This window comes from Nitrospira sp. Ecomares 2.1, assembly GCF_965152585.1.
This window is the reverse complement of sequence record NZ_OZ224219.1, coordinates 3355292-3377453: the sequence shown is the minus strand read 5'-3', so window position 1 is coordinate 3377453 and position 22162 is coordinate 3355292. Positions and strand designations below refer to the sequence as shown.

The 22162-nt window shown below is 49.4% G+C and carries 19 protein-coding genes; 7 read left to right on the top strand and 12 right to left on the bottom strand.

The features are described 5' to 3' along the window. The first annotated feature begins 23 nt into the window (after nucleotides 1-23). On the top strand, nucleotides 24-833 hold the full coding sequence (locus tag ACWHYD_RS14930) for an undecaprenyl-diphosphate phosphatase (protein WP_447962822.1): 810 nt from the start codon (nucleotides 24-26) through the stop codon (nucleotides 831-833). Between the two features lie 39 nt (nucleotides 834-872). On the opposite strand, the gene ACWHYD_RS14925 is transcribed toward ACWHYD_RS14930, so the two are convergent. After that, a complete protein-coding gene (locus tag ACWHYD_RS14925) occupies nucleotides 873-2351 on the bottom strand; it encodes a malic enzyme-like NAD(P)-binding protein (protein ID WP_447965882.1) in 1479 nt (492 codons plus the stop codon). 505 nt (nucleotides 2352-2856) lie between these two features. On the opposite strand from ACWHYD_RS14925, the gene ACWHYD_RS14920 reads away from it, so the two are divergent. After that, entirely contained in the window at nucleotides 2857-4317 is a 1461-nt protein-coding gene (locus ACWHYD_RS14920; protein ID WP_447962821.1) for a CPBP family intramembrane glutamic endopeptidase, read from the top strand. Nucleotides 4318-4351: 34 nt separating this feature from the next. Here ACWHYD_RS14920 and ACWHYD_RS14915 read toward each other — a convergent pair whose 3' ends face one another. From ACWHYD_RS14915 to thiD, 5 genes are all read right to left on the bottom strand, one after another. Beyond that, complete coding sequence (locus ACWHYD_RS14915) at nucleotides 4352-5149, bottom strand: hypothetical protein (RefSeq protein WP_447962820.1); 798 nt, start codon at nucleotides 5147-5149, stop codon at nucleotides 4352-4354. 90 nt (nucleotides 5150-5239) lie between these two features. Beyond that, nucleotides 5240-5758, bottom strand: coding sequence for a gamma carbonic anhydrase family protein (locus tag ACWHYD_RS14910; RefSeq protein ID WP_447962819.1), 519 nt, complete (start codon nucleotides 5756-5758; stop codon nucleotides 5240-5242). 55 nt (nucleotides 5759-5813) lie between these two features. Continuing rightward, nucleotides 5814-6290, bottom strand: coding sequence for a hypothetical protein (locus ACWHYD_RS14905; protein WP_447962818.1), 477 nt, complete (start codon nucleotides 6288-6290; stop codon nucleotides 5814-5816). Nucleotides 6291-6308: 18 nt separating this feature from the next. Next, complete coding sequence (locus ACWHYD_RS14900; RefSeq protein ID WP_447962817.1) at nucleotides 6309-7118, bottom strand: alpha/beta hydrolase family protein; 810 nt, start codon at nucleotides 7116-7118, stop codon at nucleotides 6309-6311. Between the two features lie 8 nt (nucleotides 7119-7126). Further along, a complete protein-coding gene (thiD, locus tag ACWHYD_RS14895) occupies nucleotides 7127-7918 on the bottom strand; it encodes a bifunctional hydroxymethylpyrimidine kinase/phosphomethylpyrimidine kinase (protein ID WP_447962816.1) in 792 nt (263 codons plus the stop codon). A 242-nt stretch (nucleotides 7919-8160) separates the two neighbouring features. On the opposite strand from thiD, the gene ACWHYD_RS14890 reads away from it, so the two are divergent. After that, nucleotides 8161-11571: a PAS domain-containing hybrid sensor histidine kinase/response regulator gene (locus ACWHYD_RS14890; RefSeq protein ID WP_447962815.1), complete on the top strand. Its 3411-nt coding sequence runs from the start codon at nucleotides 8161-8163 to the stop codon at nucleotides 11569-11571. Nucleotides 11572-11724: 153 nt separating this feature from the next. On the opposite strand, the gene ACWHYD_RS14885 is transcribed toward ACWHYD_RS14890, so the two are convergent. From ACWHYD_RS14885 to ACWHYD_RS14875, 3 genes are all read right to left on the bottom strand, one after another. Beyond that, nucleotides 11725-12339: a hypothetical protein gene (locus ACWHYD_RS14885; protein ID WP_447962814.1), complete on the bottom strand. Its 615-nt coding sequence runs from the start codon at nucleotides 12337-12339 to the stop codon at nucleotides 11725-11727. Nucleotides 12340-12464: 125 nt separating this feature from the next. Further along, nucleotides 12465-12635, bottom strand: a complete 171-nt coding sequence (locus tag ACWHYD_RS14880) for a hypothetical protein (RefSeq protein ID WP_447962813.1) — start codon at nucleotides 12633-12635, stop codon at nucleotides 12465-12467. Nucleotides 12636-12866: 231 nt separating this feature from the next. Beyond that, complete coding sequence (locus tag ACWHYD_RS14875) at nucleotides 12867-13340, bottom strand: response regulator (RefSeq protein ID WP_447962812.1); 474 nt, start codon at nucleotides 13338-13340, stop codon at nucleotides 12867-12869. A 1311-nt stretch (nucleotides 13341-14651) separates the two neighbouring features. Here ACWHYD_RS14875 and ACWHYD_RS14870 point away from each other — a divergent pair. Both ACWHYD_RS14870 and ACWHYD_RS14865 read left to right on the top strand, forming a co-directional pair. Next, on the top strand, nucleotides 14652-15596 hold the full coding sequence (locus tag ACWHYD_RS14870; RefSeq protein WP_447962811.1) for an OmpA family protein: 945 nt from the start codon (nucleotides 14652-14654) through the stop codon (nucleotides 15594-15596). Nucleotides 15597-15920: 324 nt separating this feature from the next. Then, a complete protein-coding gene (locus tag ACWHYD_RS14865; protein ID WP_447962810.1) occupies nucleotides 15921-16247 on the top strand; it encodes a cupin domain-containing protein in 327 nt (108 codons plus the stop codon). Between the two features lie 445 nt (nucleotides 16248-16692). On the opposite strand, the gene mddA is transcribed toward ACWHYD_RS14865, so the two are convergent. The 3 genes from mddA to ACWHYD_RS14850 all read right to left on the bottom strand — a co-directional run bounded on the left by mddA (nucleotide 16693) and on the right by ACWHYD_RS14850 (nucleotide 20314). Continuing rightward, on the bottom strand, nucleotides 16693-17310 hold the full coding sequence (mddA, locus tag ACWHYD_RS14860; RefSeq protein WP_447962809.1) for a methanethiol S-methyltransferase: 618 nt from the start codon (nucleotides 17308-17310) through the stop codon (nucleotides 16693-16695). 79 nt (nucleotides 17311-17389) lie between these two features. Next, entirely contained in the window at nucleotides 17390-18091 is a 702-nt protein-coding gene (locus ACWHYD_RS14855) for an OsmC family protein (RefSeq protein ID WP_447962808.1), read from the bottom strand. 285 nt (nucleotides 18092-18376) lie between these two features. Next, on the bottom strand, nucleotides 18377-20314 hold the full coding sequence (locus ACWHYD_RS14850) for a sigma-54 interaction domain-containing protein (protein WP_447962807.1): 1938 nt from the start codon (nucleotides 20312-20314) through the stop codon (nucleotides 18377-18379). Nucleotides 20315-20623: 309 nt separating this feature from the next. Between ACWHYD_RS14850 and ACWHYD_RS14845 the strand changes: the two genes are divergently transcribed. Together ACWHYD_RS14845 and ACWHYD_RS14840 are read left to right on the top strand one after the other, a co-directional pair. Further along, nucleotides 20624-21271: a DsbA family protein gene (locus tag ACWHYD_RS14845; RefSeq protein ID WP_447962806.1), complete on the top strand. Its 648-nt coding sequence runs from the start codon at nucleotides 20624-20626 to the stop codon at nucleotides 21269-21271. Nucleotides 21272-21388: 117 nt separating this feature from the next. Further along, on the top strand, nucleotides 21389-22030 hold the full coding sequence (locus ACWHYD_RS14840) for a YceI family protein (RefSeq protein ID WP_447962805.1): 642 nt from the start codon (nucleotides 21389-21391) through the stop codon (nucleotides 22028-22030). Nucleotides 22031-22162: the final 132 nt, after the last annotated feature.

The following is a 22162-nucleotide window of genomic DNA, read 5'->3' as shown; positions in this document are numbered from 1 at the left end:
TAAAAGAAAGGCATTCATAAACGATGGGCTACATCGAAGCGGTGGTGCTTGCGGTCATACAAGGACTCACGGAATTCCTCCCGGTATCCTCTTCGGGACATTTGGTTCTGGCTCAACATTGGTTTGGTCATTTCAGTGAGACCAATTTGTTGTATGACATTATGTTGCATCTCGCGACGGTGACCGCGATCCTTGTGTATTTTCGACATGATCTCCTCACCTTGGGTTTGGGATATGTTGGATGGACCACAAGGCAAGGGAGCCTGTTTCAAGGATATGAGCGGCGGACAATCCATTATGTCCTGCTTGCATCCGTTCCCACCGCGATCATTGGATTGGGTATTCGATCAATCGGTCTTGAGACATTAGTCCGGCCCTCCGTCGTGGCCATTATGTTGCTAACTACGGGAGTGATTCTCTGGTTAGGGCGAGGGAGAAACAGTGTCCGGGGGATCCAGGACATGAGCATTCGGGATGCCGTGGTGATCGGTATTGTGCAAGGTGTGGCAGTCTTTCCCGGAATTTCCCGGTCCGGATCAACCATTGCCAGTGGAGTGTTGTTGGGTTTGGATCGAGAACTATCGGCCCGGTTTTCTCTCCTGATTTCTATACCAGCTATCGTGGGAGCGACGATTTTGGAAATTGGGAAGGGAATAGATCAGATGCATGAACCGATAGGGGTTTATGTGGTTGGAATGGTGGTCGCGGCGTTGGTGGGCTATGGATCTATTTCATTGATTATTAAGCTCGTCAGACAGGATCACTTTCATTTATTTTCCTATTATCTGTGGCCACTCGGAATCAGTATTCTCCTTTGGGATACGTTGAAATAAATCCCGCTGGTTTTTTCCCTCTCTTGGGACTTCCTGCTTTTACATGTCCTCTTCCATGTCCTTTTTTGTGCGACGGGCCATTCCGGAATCAATTGCTGCCTGAGAGACGGCCTTGGCGACTTTGGGCACGACCTGTTTGTCGAACACGCTGGGGATAATATATTCCTCACTGAGTGCAGAGTCAGGAATCATCTTTGAGAGGGCATGAGCGGCAGCAATGAGCATGGGTTCATTGATCGTTTTGGCTTGCACATCAAGGGCTCCACGAAAGATGCCGGGGAACGACAGGAGGTTGTTACATTGATTGGGATAATCCGATCGCCCGCTTGCATACACGCGACAATGGGGAATGGCTGCCTCGGGTAGGATTTCGGGGTCAGGATTGGCTAAAGCAAACACAATGGGATCCTTGGCCATGAGGGCTAAATCTTCGGGTTTTAAAATGTTGGCCGTGGAAAGACCAATCACCACGTGGGCGTCTTTCAGTGCGTCCTGAACGGTTCCCGTCGGCTGATCATACTGAATGAGGCTGCGAAGAGTATGGCGATGCGGCAGAAGGTCTTCCACTGGTCGATCCAACACCAGACCCTGCTTGTCACATCCCTTAAGTCTGGTAACCCCGGCTCCTAAAAGTAATTCACAACAGGCTGTGCCTGCGGCCCCCAATCCGACGACCACGACGGTAATTTCATCGATGGTTCGACGTGTGACTTTTAAGGCATTAAGCAGTGCTCCCAAAATGACCACAGCCGTTCCATGTTGATCATCATGCATCACCGGAATATCCAGCTCGGCTTGCAGTCGGCGCTCAATGTCAAAGCATCGGGGAGCACTGATGTCTTCCAGATTAATGCCTCCGAATGAGGGAGAAACGGCTAGCACCGTACGGATAATCTCTTCCGAATCCTGGGTATTGAGACAGAGAGGCCAGGCATCGATTCCGGCAAATTGATGAAACAGCATCGCCTTGCCTTCCATAACCGGCAAGGCTGCGAGAGGGCCGAGATTTCCTAATCCCAGAATGGCCGACCCGTCGGTCACGACAGCAATACTGTTATTTTTCGTCGTAAAGGAATAGGCTTTTTTCTCATCCGCGGCAATCGCTTTGACGACGCGCCCGACTCCAGGCGTATAGACCATGGACAGGGTATTTCTGGTTTTCACGGGGAACTTGCTCTCCACCCGGATTTTTCCACCTAAATGCATGAGGAAAATCCGATCGGAAGAGGCGATGACCCGGACATCGGCCAACGAATTTAGCCGTTTCATGACCCGTTCGCCATGTTCTTCACTCTGGACATCCAGGGTAATATCCCGAATTACTTTGGTGCGAGTGGCCGAGACCATATCGTACGCGCCCAAACTGGCGCCTTCTTCCGCGATGGCCGTGGCGAGTTGTGCGAATACGCCGGTCCGTTGAGTCAATTCTAATCGCACGGCCATGCGGTAATTGGAATAGGGGCCGATGTCTTGAGAGGAGCTCTGACCATTTTGCTGCCGTTTAAAAAAATTCCACACCAAGGAGTCCCTCCTCTTCAGTTTCGCAATGAATGAATCTTGATCGGGTTACTCATAGGCTACAGACTTTTTTCTTATATTGTATCGGATAAACCAAATTAGGGATATGTGCTGCTGGCTGGAAATGGGCCATTACTTTAGGCTAGAAAGGTTTTAAGAAATAAACGAAATGATGCCGGGGTTTGTCTCGGTAGCCGAGGTCAAATTACATAGTGGGTTCCAAGGGGCGCCACCCTCCCTTCGTAACAAGACTCCAATCAAGTGGCTCTTGGCGCGGTCCAAGGGATACCCTGCGATGCTCGCCCTCTTTCCACTTTCTCTTCGCGTCTTTGCCTGATAAAAGCACCAGATTCTTAGACGTATAGAATACGCAATATGCGGTAATGGCGAATATGTTGCTGGCGGTGCCCAGTGGCGTCCGTATCGAGCATGTCACCTGGAAATCATGTTATCCTTCCTGGTTTTTTACGAAGGCGAAAAGTCCTTGTACCCGTGAGACATGAGCATGGAATCAGAGCAATCAGTTGATCTCACATCCGATACCCGTCCGGATCTTCGGGAAGAATTTCGATTTTCCCCATTGCTGACCGTACTGTGTTTGTTGGTGTGTGGGGCGGGTATGGGATTGTTGTTTTGGGCGGTGACGCTTTCTGATGATGTACGCCTGGCTTCACCTGAAAGCAGGGATCTTGAGCGTATCGCCAGCCGAATGCTGGGTTTTGAATCTCGTTTGCCTGAACTCTCCTTGTTGGAACAAGTGATGTATCGTTTGGGGGGACAGGACGGGGAGACCCAGGAGCAAATCCAACGGTGGTATGAAGAAAGAGTTAATGAACAATCCAGGCCATTAGATGGATTGTATCTGGGAATGATCTATGGAGAAGCGGGTTTAACGAATCAACTCAGCCGAATTGTGGAGAATTGGGAGAGTGAGAGAAATCCTTATGCTCTTTTTCGTGAGTTTTTGGAAGTGGGATATGGCCAGAGCGAAACGTCGTCTCCAGATTATCCCTTCTTGCAAGCAGGGTTAGCTGAAGAGGTCCCCACAAATTGGTTTTACTTTCATCTTGCACGACGAATAGCTGTTCAGGCCGGCGATCGAAATTTACAGGAAAATCTTCAATTGCAAGAGTATCAGTTGACCGACCCTCCGTTATGGAAATGGCGTGCGCTATTGGTGGGTGAGGTTGTGGTGATCGGGATTGGGGTGGTCCTGCTTCTCCGTCTTGGTATTGCTCGCCTGAGAGGCAGGGCGTCACCGATCCAAACCGGCTTCATCAAAAGGGGCATACCTTGGACATTCCGGGAAGGAATCGCCGTTTTAGCCCGTGGAGGGGCCTTGACGATTTTGTTGATGGGGCTGGTGGCGGTGATACCTGATGGCATAGGAATTATTGAGGATTTCGGGATTGCTTTACTGTATCTTCCTCCCGTCGTCCTGACCGCTATTCTGTTGTGTCGAACCAGGAAACAATCGTTGCTACAGGTGGTGGGCTGTTCGAATGTGTGGCAACGATTGAAAGACTGTCTGCCATTGGTCGTGATGTTGGTGACGATTGGCCTAGTTGGGGATTGGCTGATTGTGCTCGGGGGGGATGCGTTTCAATCTTCCGTCCATTGGACCGAATGGTTTGTCCCACAGCTGATTTGGGGAACGCGGATGGAACTCATCAAAACCACAGTTGACTTCGTTCTTCTGGCGCCCTTTTTCGAAGAGCTTATTTTCCGCGGAATTCTGTATACGACACTTCGAACCAAATTTAGTTTTCCCCTCTCCATGGTCGCAAGTGGGTTGATCTTCGCCTTGGCCCATGGCTATGGGCTGATCGCGTTTCTGACGGTTTTCTGGAGTGGGTTGTTGTGGGCATGGGCCTACGAACGAACCGGGAGTGTGATTCCCGGTATGGTGGCCCATGCCGTCAATAACGGAGTGGTGGTGTATTCTCTTGTCTCATTTTTCCGCTAAAAATGATCAGGGAGTTGCTTGTTGTGATGAGTTTTCATGATGATGAATGCCGTTCAATGTCGTCCAAGGCCTGATAGAGGTCAGGAAATCGAAGGGTATAGTGAAGGGTGGTGAGGAGTTTGTGAATGGAGACCTGTTTGCCGATTTCTTGAAGGGGCGTGGGTGGGGGAATAGGCATGCTCCACTTTTCTGACGCAATTGAGAAAATCTCTGTCCAGGTCCGTGGGGTCCCATCGCTAGCCAAATATGTAGTACCTTTCTGAGCCCGTTCAAGGGCTCGCAAACAGATTCCTGCAGCATCTTCCACATGGAGGAGATTGACCCACTTGGGAGTATTGTGAATCCTTCCGCTTCTCATCCAATTCAACACATGACGACCTGGCCCGTATAGTCCTGCCAACCGAATGATGACGGCGCCCAATTGTGTCCGAAGATATTCTTCTCCCTGAACCCGGGGAAGGTCCAGGTTCACAGGAGTCTGTTCGGTCACGATTCCGCAGTTTGTGCCATAGGCCGATGTGCTGCCCATGACCAGAATTCTGCCGGAATCCATGGGGCGGGTGGCGAAGAAGGTTTGCACGAGGCTCAATGGCGTCGCCGGAAAACACCAGATGAGATGGGCGGGACTGGGAATGAATCGCCAGGTTTCAGTTTGGGTCAGGTCAAAAGCAATTCTAGATTCAGGTGGAATATCTGAGAGATGAACATCAGGCATACGGCTTGTCGAGAAGGTGTTCCATCCTGCATTGACTGCCTGGTGAAAGAGCCGTCGACCGGTATAGCCGGTTCCCAGAATGACCAGCGGAATGTGTTGGAGAGAAGAGCGGCTCACGGAAAAGGTCTTGTCGAAGTGTGTGGTTAGGAAGAGGAATCTTTCCAGAGCCAGGGCATACCGTGGTTGGAGCTTGATGGAATTCCGATATTACCCATTCTGTTCTTCGACATATTGTTGCGCGTATCGAATGTAGTTCCCGGCGGATTCTTTGATCCACTGGACTTCGGCATCCGTCAACAGGCGTTTCACTTTGGCCGGAGACCCCATGACCAGGCTCCTCGAGGGGATGTGGATATTTCCCGTTATTAAGGCTCCAGCGCCAATGACACAGTCTTCTTCGATCACGACGCCATCCATGATGATGGTCCCCATCCCGATTAATACCCGATCATGAATCGTGCATCCATGGAGCACCACATGATGACCGACGGTGATGTCATCGCCAAGAGTGAGGGGGTGCGTATCATGTGTGACGTGCAACAGACAGAGGTCTTGAATATTGGTCCGATGGCCAATGCGGATACTATGTACGTCTCCGCGTATAACGGCATTGAACCAGACGCTCGATTCCGATCCGATGGCCACATCGCCGATGACGATGGCCGTGTCTTCGATAAACGCGCTGGGAGCGATGGTTGGGGCAATGCCTCGATAAGTTTTTAACATGAGGGCGGTCCTTTCGCCGAATATGGTTTCTCCGTGTGAGGACGTTTGGTGAAGGCTAGAGTCGAATGAGTATGGCGCAGATAACCAGGCCTGAGAGAACCGCGAGGATGGTGAGGTACGTCGCCACACTTCGATCCGAGAGCCAGTCGGTTTGCCAATGTTGAGGATAGGCGGTTTTCCCCGAAGAAATCCAGCCTTCCTGGTACAGTCCGATTCCCCTCTCGAGTTCAATTAACTGTTGTTTGGCCATTCGGTGTCGAGTGGCTTGTTGAAGAATCAGATAGGCCACAAACCCTGACAGTATGCCCACCCCCAAAATGGCCAACCAACGCATGGCCAAGTCTGGGTGTCCGGGGGAAATCACCGCTATGGTCATAATCAGCAGCACTAATACCGTATTGTAGAATGCGGACAACCGGCTCATGTATTCCCGCCGCCGGAGCACCTCGTTTTTAAATAACGGATATAGCACGCGAAAGACTTCGAGTTGCTCTTTGGGTAATTCCTTGTTGGTATTTGGTGGATCAGGCATGAAACCGGTCTTTTCCCATCATGAGGGAGGCAAATAAGCGATCATCCACTTGGCCAGATGGTTGGTCATCAGACGAAAATCTTCAGGTCTTCCAAATTGGTGGTTCGCACCGGGAATGAGCCGAAAATCCTTTGACACGTTGAGAGAAGTCAGTAAGCGATCAATCTGATGAGCGGGAATGATTTCGTCTTGATCACCATGCACAATCACTGTGGGGGCTTGAATACACGAAGCAGAGTGGTAGCCGTTGTAGGTGAGGCATTCCTCGAAAAATGCATACGGCAACCGTGTTGGAAGGTCGCCCCCAAAGACGTTGGGTATATGATCGGTGATTTTCCATTGGTTCATGGCGTCCGCCCCCAATTCCAGGCGAAGCACTTCAGAAAAATCAACCACCGGGCATTTCAGGCCAAGGGCCTGTAGTTGGGGATACCGGGAAGCTGAAAGAATGGTCATGAATCCACCAAAACTGGATCCAATCAGTCCGAGAGCCTTCATGGATCGTTCGGTGAGAAAGTGAACGGCGGCATCCAGTTGATCCTCACATTTTTTGATGCTGAAGGTTGTCAATGGTTCCGGTGAGTCACCCATGCCATACCAATCAAAACGAAGAGTTGCGATGGATTGAGGAATGAGAAGTTCCGTCAGTCGCCGATTGGTTCGACTGTTCTTATCGGAGGGAAAGCCATGACAAAGGATTACCGCTCGATTCGTGGGAGCAGCAGGCTGAGCGAAAATCCCTGTCGTCACAATGCCGGATGGACCGGTAACGTTGACAGGGGTTTCAGTCCCCCCGTCCCCGCTTTCTGTGGGCGATGCGATCTCCACGAATTGCGCTATGATTGAAGAAAGTAGAAGTGGTCGGTAGGGCCATTCCCCTGGCCAAGGGCTAGACCGTGACGAATGGCCTCGGTGGTATAGTGTTTGGCAGCCTCAATTGCGTCGGGAATGGTTTTCCCCTTGGCGAGGTTGGCAGCAATGGCAGAGGCCAGGGTGCAGCCGGTTCCATGGGTCGTTTTCGTCTGAAGGAATTCACCCTTAAACATGCGAAAAAACCGGCCGTCATAGAGTAAATCGGTCCCCGGCTGTTCCAGCAGGTGCCCGCCCTTGATTAAAACATGCTTGCAGCCGAATTGATGGATTACTTTTGCCGCCTCTCTGGCATTGGCCAGGGTTTTAATGGAGAGGCCGGATAACAATTCGGCTTCGGCAATATTTGGGGTGAGAAGAGAGGCCTGAGGAAGCAATGCCGTTTTCAGTGTTGCCATCGCATCCTGTTCCAGCAGTGGATATCCTCCTTTTGCAACCATAACCGGGTCGACAACCAGGTGTTCAAGATGTTGCTTGGCCAGATTCCGACTGACTGTGGTGATGATATCGGAGGTCGCCAGCATGCCGGTTTTAGCGATCGTGATCGGAATGTCGGAGAAGAGTGCATCCAGTTGAGACTCAATAATCGAAGAAGGCAGATGGAAAACGGCAGAGACGCCGCACGTGTTTTGTGCGGTTATGGATGTCAGCACCGACATGCCGAACACTCCATTGGCGGACATGGCTTTGAGGTCGGCTTGGATTCCGGCTCCTCCACTGGAATCAGATCCGGCGATGGTGAGAACAGCTTTTTTCATATGTGTCAGCGAATGAGCGTGTGGACGAACAGCGAGTCTAGCATGTCATATTCTGATGATCCAGGGATGAAGCCTCCTTATTTTATTTGGGTTGAAGACCCTGCTGTTCCATCTTACGTCTGAGTGTGTGGTGTTTTTGAGTATTTTTTCTTGACATTATAGAAAAAATATTTCATGGTGTTTGATTATAGAGTCACTCCTTGATGGTCTGGCCTTGCTGGGCTTTCAAGGATAGATGCTGTATGGAATCTCCCCATCCTTCAAAGGCTTCTCCTCCTTCCGATAAAGAAGTGCATCGGGAGCACTTGGGAGATCTGACGCTTTCCCTTGGGTCTACCCAAGGGTCATCTGGACAATTATCTTCGGAATCTTCGAGCCACCATTACCGAGTTCGAGAGTCCCTCCAATCCAACCTGTCGCCAGGTACCCCACATTCTGTTTCACATGAAGAATTGAATGCTCTTCGTCAGCAGGTGGAGCGGTTCATTTTTGCCTCTCAGGGCTCTCGTGAGGGGTTATGGGTGGCTGAAATTTGTCCGGATATTCCCTGGTATTCTCCAGATTGTCCGGTGTGGTATTCCCCTCAGTTTATCGCGATGTTGGGGTATGAGGAATCTGAGTTCCCAGGAGTGCGGGGAAGTTGGGAGCAACGGTTACATCCTGACGATCGGGAGCGGGTGTTTGCGGCTTTAACCAATCATATTGAAAAGAGGATTCCGTACCATGTGGAGTCCAGATTACGCACTAAAGCCAATGGTTATCGTTGGTTTGAGGCCACCGGCGAGGGCACCTTTGATGCCGACGGCAAGTTACTTCGAGGTGGAGGAACCATACGCGATATTACGGAGCGTAAGTTGGCCGATGACATTTCAAGGCGAAACCACGCTCTGTTAGATGCGGTCCTTGAAGAAATGAGTGATGTGGTGTACGTCAAGGACCAGGATGGTCGTTACCTCCTGGTGAATCCTTCGGGAGCGGAGATCATGGGAAAGACCATACATGAGGTCATCGGAAAAACCGACCAGGAAATATTTGGGAACCATTCGCCGGCGTTGTTTGTTCAGGGTGATGCCCAGGTGATGGGATCTGCCGGGACTCAGACATTTGAAGTAGAGGTACAGGAGCAGCATCCCGTGTCCCGAACGTTTTTAGTCACGAAAGACTCCTTTGGATCCTTAACGGAGGGTCAGAATGGGGTCTTGGGTTTTGCCCGTGATATTACGTTCAGAAAAGCCGCTGAGCTAACCATTCAGGAACGGGAAAAACGCTTTCGGGCCATTATGGAAAATGCCTATGACTTGATCACGGAAGCCGATTCGGAAGGACGGTTCCTGTATGTGAGCCCTAATTTTAAAGAATCTCTGGGGTACAGCTCCCAAGATCTGCTTGGCACAAGTGTCTTTGCCCCAGTTCATCCCGAAGATCGAGAAATGGTGGAAGCAGAGTTTTGTCAAGGCATGAAGACACAAGGTTCCGGTCGGTCGGTGTATCGCTATCGACATCAGAATGGAGAGTACCGTTGGTTTGAAAGCACGGGGCGAGCTTTTCATACGGCGCTTGGTGAACTTCGAGCTGTCGTCATTTCACGGGATATTACGCAACGAAAACAATGGGAAGATGCCCTGGAATCGATTGTCAAAGGCAATGTGCTTCCCGGTTCTCCAGATTTCTTCGAAGTTCTAGTTGTCGAATTGGCGAAAGCTCTTCAGGTGTCCATGGTGTTTTTGTCGGAGCGGATTGAGAAAAATACCAGCAAAGCCCGGACATTGGCTTTTTGGAACCAAGACCATTTTGAGCCGTCAACGGTGTATGAATGTATGGGGGGGCCTTGCGAACTCGTCCTTGGGGGTGACCCTGTTGGCCATCCCTCCGGAGTTCAACAACTCTTTCCACACAGTGAAGCGATTCAAGCCTTGAAGGTGGATGCGTATTATGGAACTCCTCTTTTTAATTCCAAGAATGAGGTTGTGGGAAATCTGGCGCTCCTGGATACGCAACAATTTGTTCTTTCCTCTCAAGGGCAAAATCTTTTGAAAATTTTTGCGGCACGAGCGGGAGCTGAACTTGAGCGGAAGCGGGCACAGGAAGAGGTCCAGGAAAGCCAGGACCAGTATCGTGAGCTCTACGATCAGACCCCATTAATATATTTTACGGTGAATAGTCAGGGTCTCGTCCTCTCCGTTAACCAGTATGGGGCTCAATTGTTAGGGTACCAGGTTGAGGAGTTATTGGGGACATCTGCGTTTTCCGTGGTCCATGAAGATGATCGTGACTTATTTAAATCAGGGCTGGAGAAGGGATTTCGTGAATCGACCAAAGGCGTTCTTCCTGAATTTCGGAAGGTAAAAAAAGATGGAACCATCCTTTGGGTGAAAGAAACAATTCAGGCCATTGAGAAACAATCCGGGCCTCGTGTGTGGTTACTATCTTGTGAGGATATTACAGAGCGGAAACGGACCGAGGAGGCTTTGGTATTGAGTGAGACCCAATTGCGGCATACTCAAAAAATGGAGGCGATCGGTACCTTGGCCGGTGGTATTGCCCATGATTTTAATAATATTTTGGGTGCGATATTGGGATATTCTGAGTTGGCCATGGCTTATGCTACCAAGGATGAACGTCTGAAATCGTATTTAACTGAAGTGGTTGCCGCCGGGAATCGGGCTCGAGATTTGGTGAAGCAAATTTTAGCCTTTAGCCGTCGGTCGGAAAAGGATAAAGAAGCGATTGACCTGCGATTGGTGATCAATGATGTCCTGCAAATGCTGCGTGCCAGCTTTCCTTCCTCAATTGAAATTCGAACGTTATTAGATCTTGAGTCCACGGTTATTTATGGTGACCGTACCCAAATCCAGCAGGTGATTATGAATCTGTGTGCCAACGCGGAATATGCCATGCGGGAAGAGGGAGGTTTGTTGGAAATTGGCTTATGTCATGAGGGTATTCCCGAGGAAGGGATACCGGGCATGGGTATGCTTAAGGTCGGATCCTATCTTCAGCTTGTGATTCGTGACACAGGAAAGGGCATTCCCCTCGAAATGGTCGAGAGAATATTTGAGCCATTCTTTACTACAAAACCTGCTGGGGAAGGCACGGGACTCGGGCTGGCCGTCGTGCATGGTATCGTGCATAACCATGGTGGTGAGATTGCCGTGTCCAGTCCTCCAGGAGGGGGAACTACCTTCACGATACTCCTGCCGCGCCTGGATGTGGTGGTGCCCGTAAAACCCGAGGAAGTGATGGCCTGGCCGACTGGATCGGGAAGGATATTATTTGTGGATGATGAAGAAATGCTGACGCGCTGGGGGACGCAATTTCTCAGCCATTTAGGCTATTCCGTTGTGGCAAGCGTCAATCCGTATGAAGCGTTAGATCTTTTCCGAGCACATCCGTGGGATTTTGACGTGGTCGTGACAGACCAAACCATGCCGACGATGAGTGGTGAGGCCTTATCTCGTGCATTGTTAGGTATTCGAGCGGATATTCCTATTCTGTTGTGTACGGGGTTTAGCCACACCATGACTCAAGAAAAGGCCGAGCAACTTGGCATTCAGGCCTTCTTAATGAAGCCGGTCAACGGACTGTCGCTGGCTATTGCGCTCCGGGACATCCTGGACGGAGGTCCCACTCCGCACCCGAGCCAACATCAGTAAAGTTCGCTGCCCTTTGGGCGGGGAACTTTACTGATTATCCCGTTTCGGTCAATGATGATATGACGAAGCTCTGACACATTCTTCGAGGTCGATCCCAGGAAGTAGGTTTTATCATGCAGGCAATATGTCTAGGGCACCTCTTAAAACCCGTAGTTATGGGACCTCCCTTCCCTGGCCTGCTTGAGTATTGGGCGGAAGGCCCTGAGCATCGTGTGCGTGAGAGGGCGTGGTTGCCTGGGGTTCGTTCAAGGTCTTTCCCGCTGCCCCCTGCTGCAGACTGGCGGCTGTGAGAAACGGCACCCGTGGGACGTTATCACCCTGATTCTTACGCCCGATCTTTGCTCGAGCTCGCCCCACCCACTCGCTCGAATGAGCCGTCTCCCATCGCGGACATGTGGTGACTGAAGACCTATTCGACGCGAACGCGCGTCTGCGCTCGACGCCGATTCCGGTCCTGTGGCTGCGCCGACAGAGGCTTGTCCCGATAGCCGTTTTCCTGCTTATGGGAGCGGAGGTCCTGGGTGTTGTCTCCTGTGAGCTATAGGCGAATCCGCCCCCACGACCGGTCCGCCTGGCTCTGGGGGCTACCCGGCCTCCCGGGCGTGGCTGTCCTGCACGGTGGCTGGCGTTACGGTCTCTCGCCGAATCCGCTTGTGCGGCCTGTCGACATTCACCTGATTCTTCTAGTCCGAGTGATGGTCCCCCTGCGTACTTGGCCAACGGGCATCGACATCGTTCTGCCGGCGTGGGGCCGGGTGGGCTTCCCACGCTGTGGCGCTCTTGCCCGCTTTCATCGCTGCAGTTTCTTCTAGGCTATGCCCTTGCTGCGGAACCGGGACCCTGGACGCATCGATCTGTTGGTCCCCTCGCGTTAGGAGTTCCTGATCGTCCAGCTAGGCGTCCCATGGCTCGACCAGGGCGTCGGCCACGTCCGCTGCCGCCAAGGGTACTCGAACCAGTCCGAGAGCCTTCGCATCGGGAATGCCTTGGGCCCGATCGAGGGAGAAGAGGCGCATGCACGACAGACGATCGCGGAGCTGATATTCCGTTTGGGAATCGGACACATTCTAAAGGGCGTTGCCGAAGGCTGGTCAAAAGGCTTCCCGACCTGCGTGCGGGGGCTAAGGGATCGCCCCAGTGCCTGAGGGCCTACTAGCGTGTTGTAATATCAACGAATTCAAGGGGCCGCGGGGTCGACAGCGGTAAGTCCTCCTTGGACAGGCCGCATGGCATCCTTAAAGCCCTTTGCCAGGAATTTTTAGAGATTCCCTCTATTGAGGATGGAGGAAATATTCTTAGAGGTATCTTGCGGATGAGTATTTGTTGGTTGTCGATTGATGGATGTCAAACTTCGTGACCCAGTCCACGGCATTACAAAGCTCTTGAAAGTCTAGGGGTTTTTCAAAGACCCGATTGACGCCATTTTTAAATGCGCGAAGACGGACAATGTGGGATAATTCAGCAGTAATCAGAAAAATTGAGAGAATTTCCTGGGAATATTTATGATTGACTTGTTCAATAAAATCAAGCCCATCCATCTGTGGCATGTTGTTGTCGGTAATGATGATGGAGACCGCCTCTTTTTGCAAAGTTTCAAGCCCTTCCAGGCCATTTCCTGCTTCTGAACACAAATACCCCCGAAGTTCTAAAAATTCCTTCAGGCAAGTACGATGATTTCGATCATCGTCAACTAACAAGATTCGGTCTTTAATGGGAACCTTGGGTGGATCGGGTTTTGGTGAATGCTGGTATACGCCTAAGATTTTCATGATGTTTTAAATTTATTGGGGTCAGATTTGTTTTCTAAAAAGGTGGCGGAGGGACCTTTGAGAAGGTGGCTGATGAGGAGACCAGACTCCGGGTGCGGTCGAAATCGTAGTTCCCCTGAAACCAGTCCCTCCGCCGAGGCTCATATCGAGGCGCTTAAAACCAGTATTATCATGTGTCAAGTTGGTGGTTATGAAAGTCGAATTGCGTCATTCTCCATGCTATTAGGTCGTAAAAGCGGAATATTTAAAAAAATGGCTTCGCCTCCAAAAAACTGGTGTGCAGTAATAGTTGATTGGTAAAAGTGCAAGGGGTGTTCCAAGAAATGTTATTATAAAAAAAATTAAAAATTTCAAATGGTTATGAGGTGTGGGGACAAAAGTTTTGCCAAAAACTATGCAGGCGAAACCCTACAGGACCGAGCGGACTCCCTTCATGAGTCAAATGGTCGGACAGCTTCAATTGATTAACTTGGGAAAGCATTTGACGGGGCGGCTTTTGCTTAAGAAGGGCTTACCCACGAACGCCAGGAATAGAGAAATGGATGTTTAAAGCACGACGAGAAATGATTCGTGAAACGGAAAGTGCCAGTATTTTTTTTTATGAATTGTTAGATCTCGAAATAATTCGACATTGGGCCGGACCCTCTAAGAAACTTCACATTAATTGGTGTGTATTAGTTCGGGTAATGTTTCGAAATAGCCATTAGGAAAAGGTTTGAGTTGCCATATCTGAGGATCATTGTGAGTGGCTGTCTTGAGAAACTTTCGAGAACAAAAGGAGTTCCAGAGTCAGCGGTCCTGCACCTGTTGGTCCGCGATGTCTAATAGTTGGTGAATACTCTTATCTGGCTAAATCCAGACGGAAGCGACTTGGGACAATGATGAGAATTCTGATGTTAGTAGGAAAGAAATATCTATGTTGGGGGAGATGGCAGGCGACTATGATGTCACAATTAAGGATGTTGAGGAGGGCTAGGCTTGCCCCATTGGGAAGTGTAAAGATCAGGGATAGCGGTTGTTCCATGTGGGGGGGCATGTAGTTTTTTCCTATCACCCTTGACCTGGATCCTACCAAAAGGCATTCTTAGGGAATAAATCAGGAGTGGACCTCAAGTTCCACGCCAGGGTTCTTGACATCATTCGAAGGGGCTGCATACAGTTTTGAGATTACTTTGTTATTGAAAATGACACTGTCATTTTCTTAAAGAAATTATTGTAGAGGAAATAAGAATGGAAAAAAGAATCATCATATTGGATGGGGTCTATGTGGATGCATCCGTCAGTCAAGGAAAGGAATAGTGGAGGTAAAACATGACCGAAGTATTGTTTTTTTCTAAGGTAAGGAGTGTCTGGAAATTTGGCCTACTGGGCGGATGCTTGATTGCAATAATGGCGGGGTGTAGTTCCAAATTGCAAACGACGGTTATAAGTGTGACTGAACCTCCGGCCAAGTCTCAAGTGGTAAAACTTGAGCCTGTGGCGTCGCAGACTGAGGCGGTTGTGCAGCCACCCGTAAAGGCTGAAACATTCATTGGGATTCCGGCTATGGATATTCCCGTTGAAGAGCCTGCTCGTCCATTTATTCGTCCTTCGGCTCCTGCTGATATTTTTGCCACTCCTCGAACGACAGTCGTCGAACCGGCTGTTCCTGAAGCTCTTGAAGCTCCCCTGGTGGCTGAATCTGTGGTTCCTCCGTCTCCTATAGCTCCCACCCCGAACCAAATTTCTCCTCAAGAATTATCACAAGAGGGTGGAGTCCCGCCGATTTTGTCCGAACCGGAAACACCGGCACGCCCGACAATTCGTGGAGACGCGGTTCCCCCGGAACAATTGATTGCTCGGGTGGAACCCGAGGAGGACAAACCGGTGCAGCAGGTTGCAGAACTGCCAGAAATTTTTGAGGAGAAGACTGAAGATCTTCTCAAGTCTCTGGGAGATATTTATTTCGATTATGACCGATTTTCTATTCGGAAGGATGCTATTTCAGTTCTGTTAGAAAATGCCCAAACACTGGCTTCGGGTTTGTCGAATAACAAGATTGTGATCGAAGGACATTGTGATCAGCGTGGTACGGAAAGTTACAACATGGTGCTTGGTGAGCGAAGAGCAAATGCGGTGAGGGAATATTTAGTTGATTTGGGCGTTCCTAGTGAGAATCTTCAGGTTGTGAGTTATGGAAAAGAGAAGCCGTTTTGCACCGATCAGAATGAAAAGTGCTGGCAGGAAAACCGGCGTAGTCATTTTGTCGTACAGTAAAGAGGATTAAATTGATTGGGCTAGAGACGTTTCTTGGAGGAGCGTCTTGAATTGAGAAAGTAGCGGGCCATTCCTCCTGAGGGGGATGGCTGGCCCGTTCCTTAATTGTCGTTTTTGAATTATCGGCAGTTTTCTGATTCTTCTGCTTGGTCTTTCAAAGCTCAGAGCCAAGCCGAACATTCTTCAGTATTTCCCTCCAGATCTGCTTGACCCCCGATTTTTCCGCCATTGTCAATTCCCAATTCGATGCGCCCATGGGAGTTACCCAGTACTAAAATTGAGAATGCGATAAAGCAAGTGACCTTTTCTAGAGAGGTGGAGGCAATGGAATTATGTCAAAATCTGTTCGCCAATATTCCTGAACACCTTAATCACGAATTGACGAGTGAGGTATTGAGGAGTCGTTCTGTACGAATTGAACGGATAGTGTCACGGGGGCAGGCGTCTCCACCAGACTTTTGGTATGACCAGGCCGAGCATGAATGTGTTGTGGTACTGGCAGGAAAAGCCACACTCAAAATTGAGGGACAACCTGAACGGGTGCTTTGTCCTGGGGATACCGTTTATCTTTCCGCGCATACCAGACATCGTGTGGAATGGACCGATCCCAAACAAAATACGATCTGGTTCGCAGTATATTGGAAGGACTGAGCTTTTAGCCTTGGTGCAAGCTGCTAATGAGTCGGCGGCCCGGAAAACGGGCGAGAATATTTAGTTGAATGCAAGAATATTAAAAGGGGAGATAAGCCAGAATGTTCCTTTGACCAAGAAAAAGACCACTCCATACCATCCAAACTTTTTTATCCAGGTAGGTTCCTGTACAGGATTCTGGAATATCCCGGTTCTCAATGTGCGCATGGTTGTTTTCCTTTCCCCGGGAAATAAATGAAGCACGCCGCTACGTGGATATTTCAGGCAGCGGATTGTGTCATTTTGGCCTTCAAGTAGCCATAGTCCTTGGGGCTTATGGTTTTCCCATGAAGCTCCCTTTGAATAGTCGTGGAATAAGTTTTGGTACTGGTTCTTGATAATCTTTATACGCCTCTCCATGGAAAGCCACCAAATCCTTCTCTTCCCATTGAATGCCCATCAGGATTTAGATGGTAGTCGTCACCGAAAAGACCAGATGGGCAACCGTTATCGTGGGAGTGGCCCAGAATGCCAAGAGCCAACCGACATAGAGAGGATTCCGTACCTGCCGATACATGGCCGGGGTCCTGAATGGTAATGGTGTGTACTCTTGTTTTTGCAGATAGAGCCAGACCTGCCGCATACCGAACAAATCAAAATGATTGATGAGGAACGTGGCCATGAGAATTAATCCCCAACCCGCCGCAAACAGGCCATACAGCAGGCCCTGCCCGACTGGGTCTTGAATGTGCCAAATCCAGCCTCCCATGGGTTGCCAGGCATAAAACAAGAGAGCCAGGGCAATGTTGGTACAGAGCACATAGGTGCTACGTTCAATGGGTTTTGGAATATATTGTGTCCACCATTGTTTAAAGGTCTGCCGGGCCATGACGCTATGCTGGACCGCAAAAATTCCCAACAGAAACGAATTGATGGCCAGAGCCTGCCAGACTGGAACCCCGGGTTGGCCATCAATGGTATTGGAGACGCCAAAATTTCCCAGAAAGCCTACGGCATATAAAAAGATGCCTAGGAAAGATAGGTAGCACAGGGTGCCATAGATAAAAAACACCAGACGTTTCATGATCGTAGCTCCTTTTGGTTCAGACGTTTAAGGGCCGACTGCCTCAGGTTGGACCCGAGGCAATCAATTATGTCTGTCCTCAGTTGGTCCCTTTTGAATCTACCGAAATGGCCACCGGCACGGGATTGGATACAATGTCGAAAACTGGTGAATACTTCGTCAATTCCCGAATTGTCTCGGCTGGCGCGTCACTTTTTACGGTGAAGTGTACCCGGAGGTTTTGATAGCCTGGACGAACATCTTTCGATAAACCTAGAAACCCGCGAAGATCTAAATCCCCCTCTAGCCGGGATTCCACTGAATCAATTTTGATGCCACGGGCGGCCGCATGATAGACCATCGACGTGGTTAAGCAGGACGCCAGAGCATGCAACACAAACTCCACCGGGTTAGCTCCCTGGTCCTTTCCTAACAAGACGGGCGGTTCATCGGCATCAAGCACAAACGGCTCGGTTCGGGTCGTATCTTCTTTGCCCACTCCGAAAAACTCCTTGATCGTGGTGCGATTGTGCCCCCCATTAATCCAGTTGTTGGTGGCCCGGAACTGAAATTTGGCCAAACCGGGTTCGCCTTGAATGGCATGGATATTGGCCCCTAATTGTTCGACGTTGACCCCATTAATGGTTGATGTTGTGGCGACAGATGACATGGCACATCCTCCTGGTTGAGTGTGAAACAGCATGTGAAAAAAAAGTTGATCCGCCTGACGGCACATATCCTGAAGGTTCCGCTTTTCAGCTGGCGTCTGAGAGTTTTTATCTCGCTCATCCTGACTCGTCATGTTGTTCCTACCTTCTCCTTGAGAACCTGTTTGATATGTGCTGCCTTTCATGCCAAAGGTATTTTGCAGGGGGTGTGCCAAGCTTAAATTATTAATAAAAATTAATAAAAACAATATGTTGAAATTTTATGAAGTGTGAAAATCGCTCACGAAATTTGCCGAATTGCGAAATTTCATAAGACGAATTTGCGAAAGTTCGCAAATAGGATAGAATCCTGAAAATGAAGAAATGCTGAAAGAGAATCGGAAAGACTTGAAAAAATATGGGTAGAAATCGTGCAGGAATTATTTCGCGCGAGTAATGCCCAAAGCTTTCATACGAGATGCAAGGGTTGAAGCATTCATGCCCAGTAGTTTGGCGGCTCCTTGTTCACCGGATACTTTCCAGCCGCTTTGTTCCAGAGCTAGAAGAATGTTTTGCCGCTCAAAACTCTGAAGTTCCTGAAGAGTGCGAATGCAGGTGGATGGCTCCTGTGTAAGAGTTTCTGGAGAAGAGGAGAGTTTCGCTTCAACATCAGGGAGGGCACGGTCAAGATTTAATTGACTGTTTTGGGCCGTAATGACAGCCCGCTCGATCACGTTTTGCAATTCCCGCACATTTCCCGGCCAATGGTAAGCCGTGAGGCGTCGGAGTGCGTCAGGGGAAAGGGGGGCCACCGTCCGACCCATTCGTTGAGTAAAATTCTGAACAAATGTCTTGGCTAGGAGGACCACATCCTCTCCGCGTTCCCGCAAAGGCGGAAGATGGATGGGAAAGACATTCAATCGATAATAAAGATCTTCACGAAATTTTCCGTCTTGGACCTCCTTCTGTAAATCCCGGTTTGTGGCTGCCAGGACACGGACATTTACCTTTTTGGTGTGGGAACTGCCGACCGGATCGAATTCCCCTTCCTGAAGAACGCGTAACAGTTTCCCTTGAAGATCCAAAGGTAATTCGCCGATTTCATCCAGAAAAATGGTCCCTCCGTCGGCCAATGAAAACCGTCCTTCCCGCTTTTTTGTGGCGCCGGTAAATGCACCCTGTTCATGTCCAAAAAATTCACTTTCGATTAAGGTAGCAGGAATGGCCGCGCAGTTTACTTTGATGAATGGGTGATTCCGACGCCGGCTGTTGGCATGAATGGCGCGGGCCATCACCTCCTTGCCGGTTCCGGTTTCGCCTGAAATGAGCACGGTGGCCTCGGTATCCGCGACCTGTTGGATGTCCCGGAGGACGCGCACCAAGGCGGGACTATTCCCCAAAATTTCCCCAAAATGTTGGAGCTCCTGTAATTCTTCTTTGAGGAAATCTTTTTCAATCGTGAGTGACCGAATTTTTTGTTCCGCTTCCAGGCGTTCATTCACATTACGAAGAATCAGGGTGTAGTAGACCCTTCCCTCTATTTGAAATTGGGAAAGCGTGGCTTCCGCGGGAAATTCCGAGCCGTCCAGGCGGAGAGCCGTGAAGCCTCCGGAAATCCAGAGAGATCGTTGGCCTGCAGGTTTCGTGTTGAGATCCTGGATAAAAAGCCGTAATTTCTCAGGGTCCTTTTGGGCAAGAGAGTGGGAAAAATTCTTACCAAACAAATGGGTGGCTTTACATTGAAACACCTTCTCGGCAGCCGGATTAATTCGGGTGACTCGAAGATCCTCGTCTAATTCAATGATGGCATCCATTGCACTGTCGACCAATCGCCGCAACTTTTGTTCACGTTCACGTGTCGCGGATTCTGCTTGGAGGCGCTGAAGTTCGGCGCTCGCTCTAGATGCAAAAATTCGAAAAATTGTCTGCACCCGCGGTTCCGCCGGCATGGGTCTGGTATCCATGACCGCCAGATGTCCAAGAATATTTCCGACCGAATCGGTAAGCGGGAGACCCATATAGCTGGCTGCCTTGATGCCGGTGATATCCGGATCAATTGGAAAGAGATTCAATAAGTTGTCTGGAAAATGAATGAGCCGGGCTTGCTCGATAACGTGCTCGCACGGGGTACCGGCAATATCCATTTCCCAATTTTTGAGGAACCTGCCATCTAAAAAAAACGCCAGGGCTTTCAATCGTCGGGAATCGGGGAAATATTCCGTGACCCAGGCGGCATCGGTGTGCAGGGCTTTGGCGAGATTTTCCACAAGCGCTTCAAAAAATCGTTCCCCAGTGGCGGTGGCCGTCCCTTCCAGAATAGTTCGGAGTGCGGTCTCTTCGTCGAGGTTTGTTAGCGGATAGTGTGGGGATCCAGGCATAAAGCCTCCCAAATAAAAACCCTATTATGATCCATTAGTTTTTAACGTGTAAAGAATGGGCTATTATAAGTTGGAGGATTCTGGGTTTTTACAGATACAAAGATAGGGCGGTTGATGAGGTTTGAAGGGGAGGGAGTTCGCAGGTGTTGTTTCAGACACACATGAACCTACATGAAATTTAAAAGAAACCTTGATCGGAAATTGACAAGTTCCATATGTCCGGTGTGATAAAGTAGTCTAATTTCATTTGTAGGGTATTGCCTTGTTGGGTATGTCTGGTGAGGTAATCGAGGGAGCCAGGTGGTAGACATGACCGTGAAATCGATTATCTATGTGGTTGATCCCATGTGTTCGTGGTGCTGGGGATTTTCCCCGGTTATTGAGGAGATCGTTCGGCGCTATCGGGATCAGGTCACGATCGAAGTCTTGTTGGGTGGTTTGCGCCCCGGAAATACCGAACGATTTGATGAGCGAAAACGTGCCTACATCCTCAGCCATTGGCGTGCGGTGCATGAAAGAACCGGCCAGCCATTTAACTTCAATTTTCATCCGGAGCCTTCATTCATCTATGACACCGAACCATCATCCCGAGCGATGATAGTGGTGCGACAATTGGCTCAGGATAGGGAGTTTATGTTTTTGAGTTCTGTGCAGGAAGCATTTTACGTGAAGCACATGGATATTACGCATGAAGGAGTTTTGGCGGATCTTGCCAGCCGTCAAGGTATTGACCGCGACAGATTTTTGCAAGGGTTCAATGATTCTGTGATTAGGCAATCGGTCTGGCAGGAGTTTGATCGGGCTCGCCAATTGGGAGTGAGTGGTTTTCCTGCGTTACTTGGTCAAAATAACACTGACCACATCAGTTTTACGCATGGGTATCAATCCACAGGGGTGTTGGTTCCTATCATTGACGAATGGATGGCCGAGCCATTTTTTGGCTTCTCCCGTCAGTGAAAGTCTAGATCATTGCATGAGTATAGAATGATGGATGACTTTTAGATGATGGGTTTTTGTTTATCAATTAACGAAGACCATACAACGGGTATGTCTTCAATTTTCACAGGAGGTTACATGATGCGGAAGGTTTCGAAAGTGTTTTCTTTGATTGGCTTGGTTCTAATCGTTGGTTTTGGGCTTGTTTCTGCTTCGTTTGCGGAAATGGCTAAATGGAAACTGGATCATGACCATTCCAGGGTTGGATTTCAAGTTGCCCATATGGTGGTATCAAAAACCAATGGCAGGTTTACCGAGTATTCAGGAGTTGTGGAAATGGATCCGGAGGCCAAAGAATTTAAAACCATTGAAGCAGTCATCCAAACAGCCTCGGTCACGACCGACCATCAAAAACGAGATGAGCATTTACGAAGCCCGGACTTTTTTGATGTCGAGAAGTTTCCGACCATGACTTATGCCATGAAAAGTTATAAAAAAACCGGAGATGACTACACCGCCATCGGAGAGTTAACTCTATTGGGAGTCACCAAAGAGATCACGTTAGTCGGAACGTTTAATGGGGTCGCTCAGGACCCTTGGGGTAATACGCGGGCTGGTTTCACCGCTGCCGGCACGGTAAACCGAAAAGATTTCGGAATGAAATTCAGCAAGTTATTGGATAGTGGAGGAATGCTCGTGGGTGATGAGGTCAACATCATTCTGGAAATTGAAGCGATTAAAGAAAAGACCGTCGAAAAAGTGAAACAAGAAAAAGAATAAAAGGGAAGGGGGAATGTGTGGTAAATATATGTATTTTCTCTTTCAATATAGCTAAGGAAATCCGAGTGGCGAAGGCATGAAGGTAGGGTTGGGTGAGGCTTCATGGTAAGCCAATCGGCAACCTCAGAACAT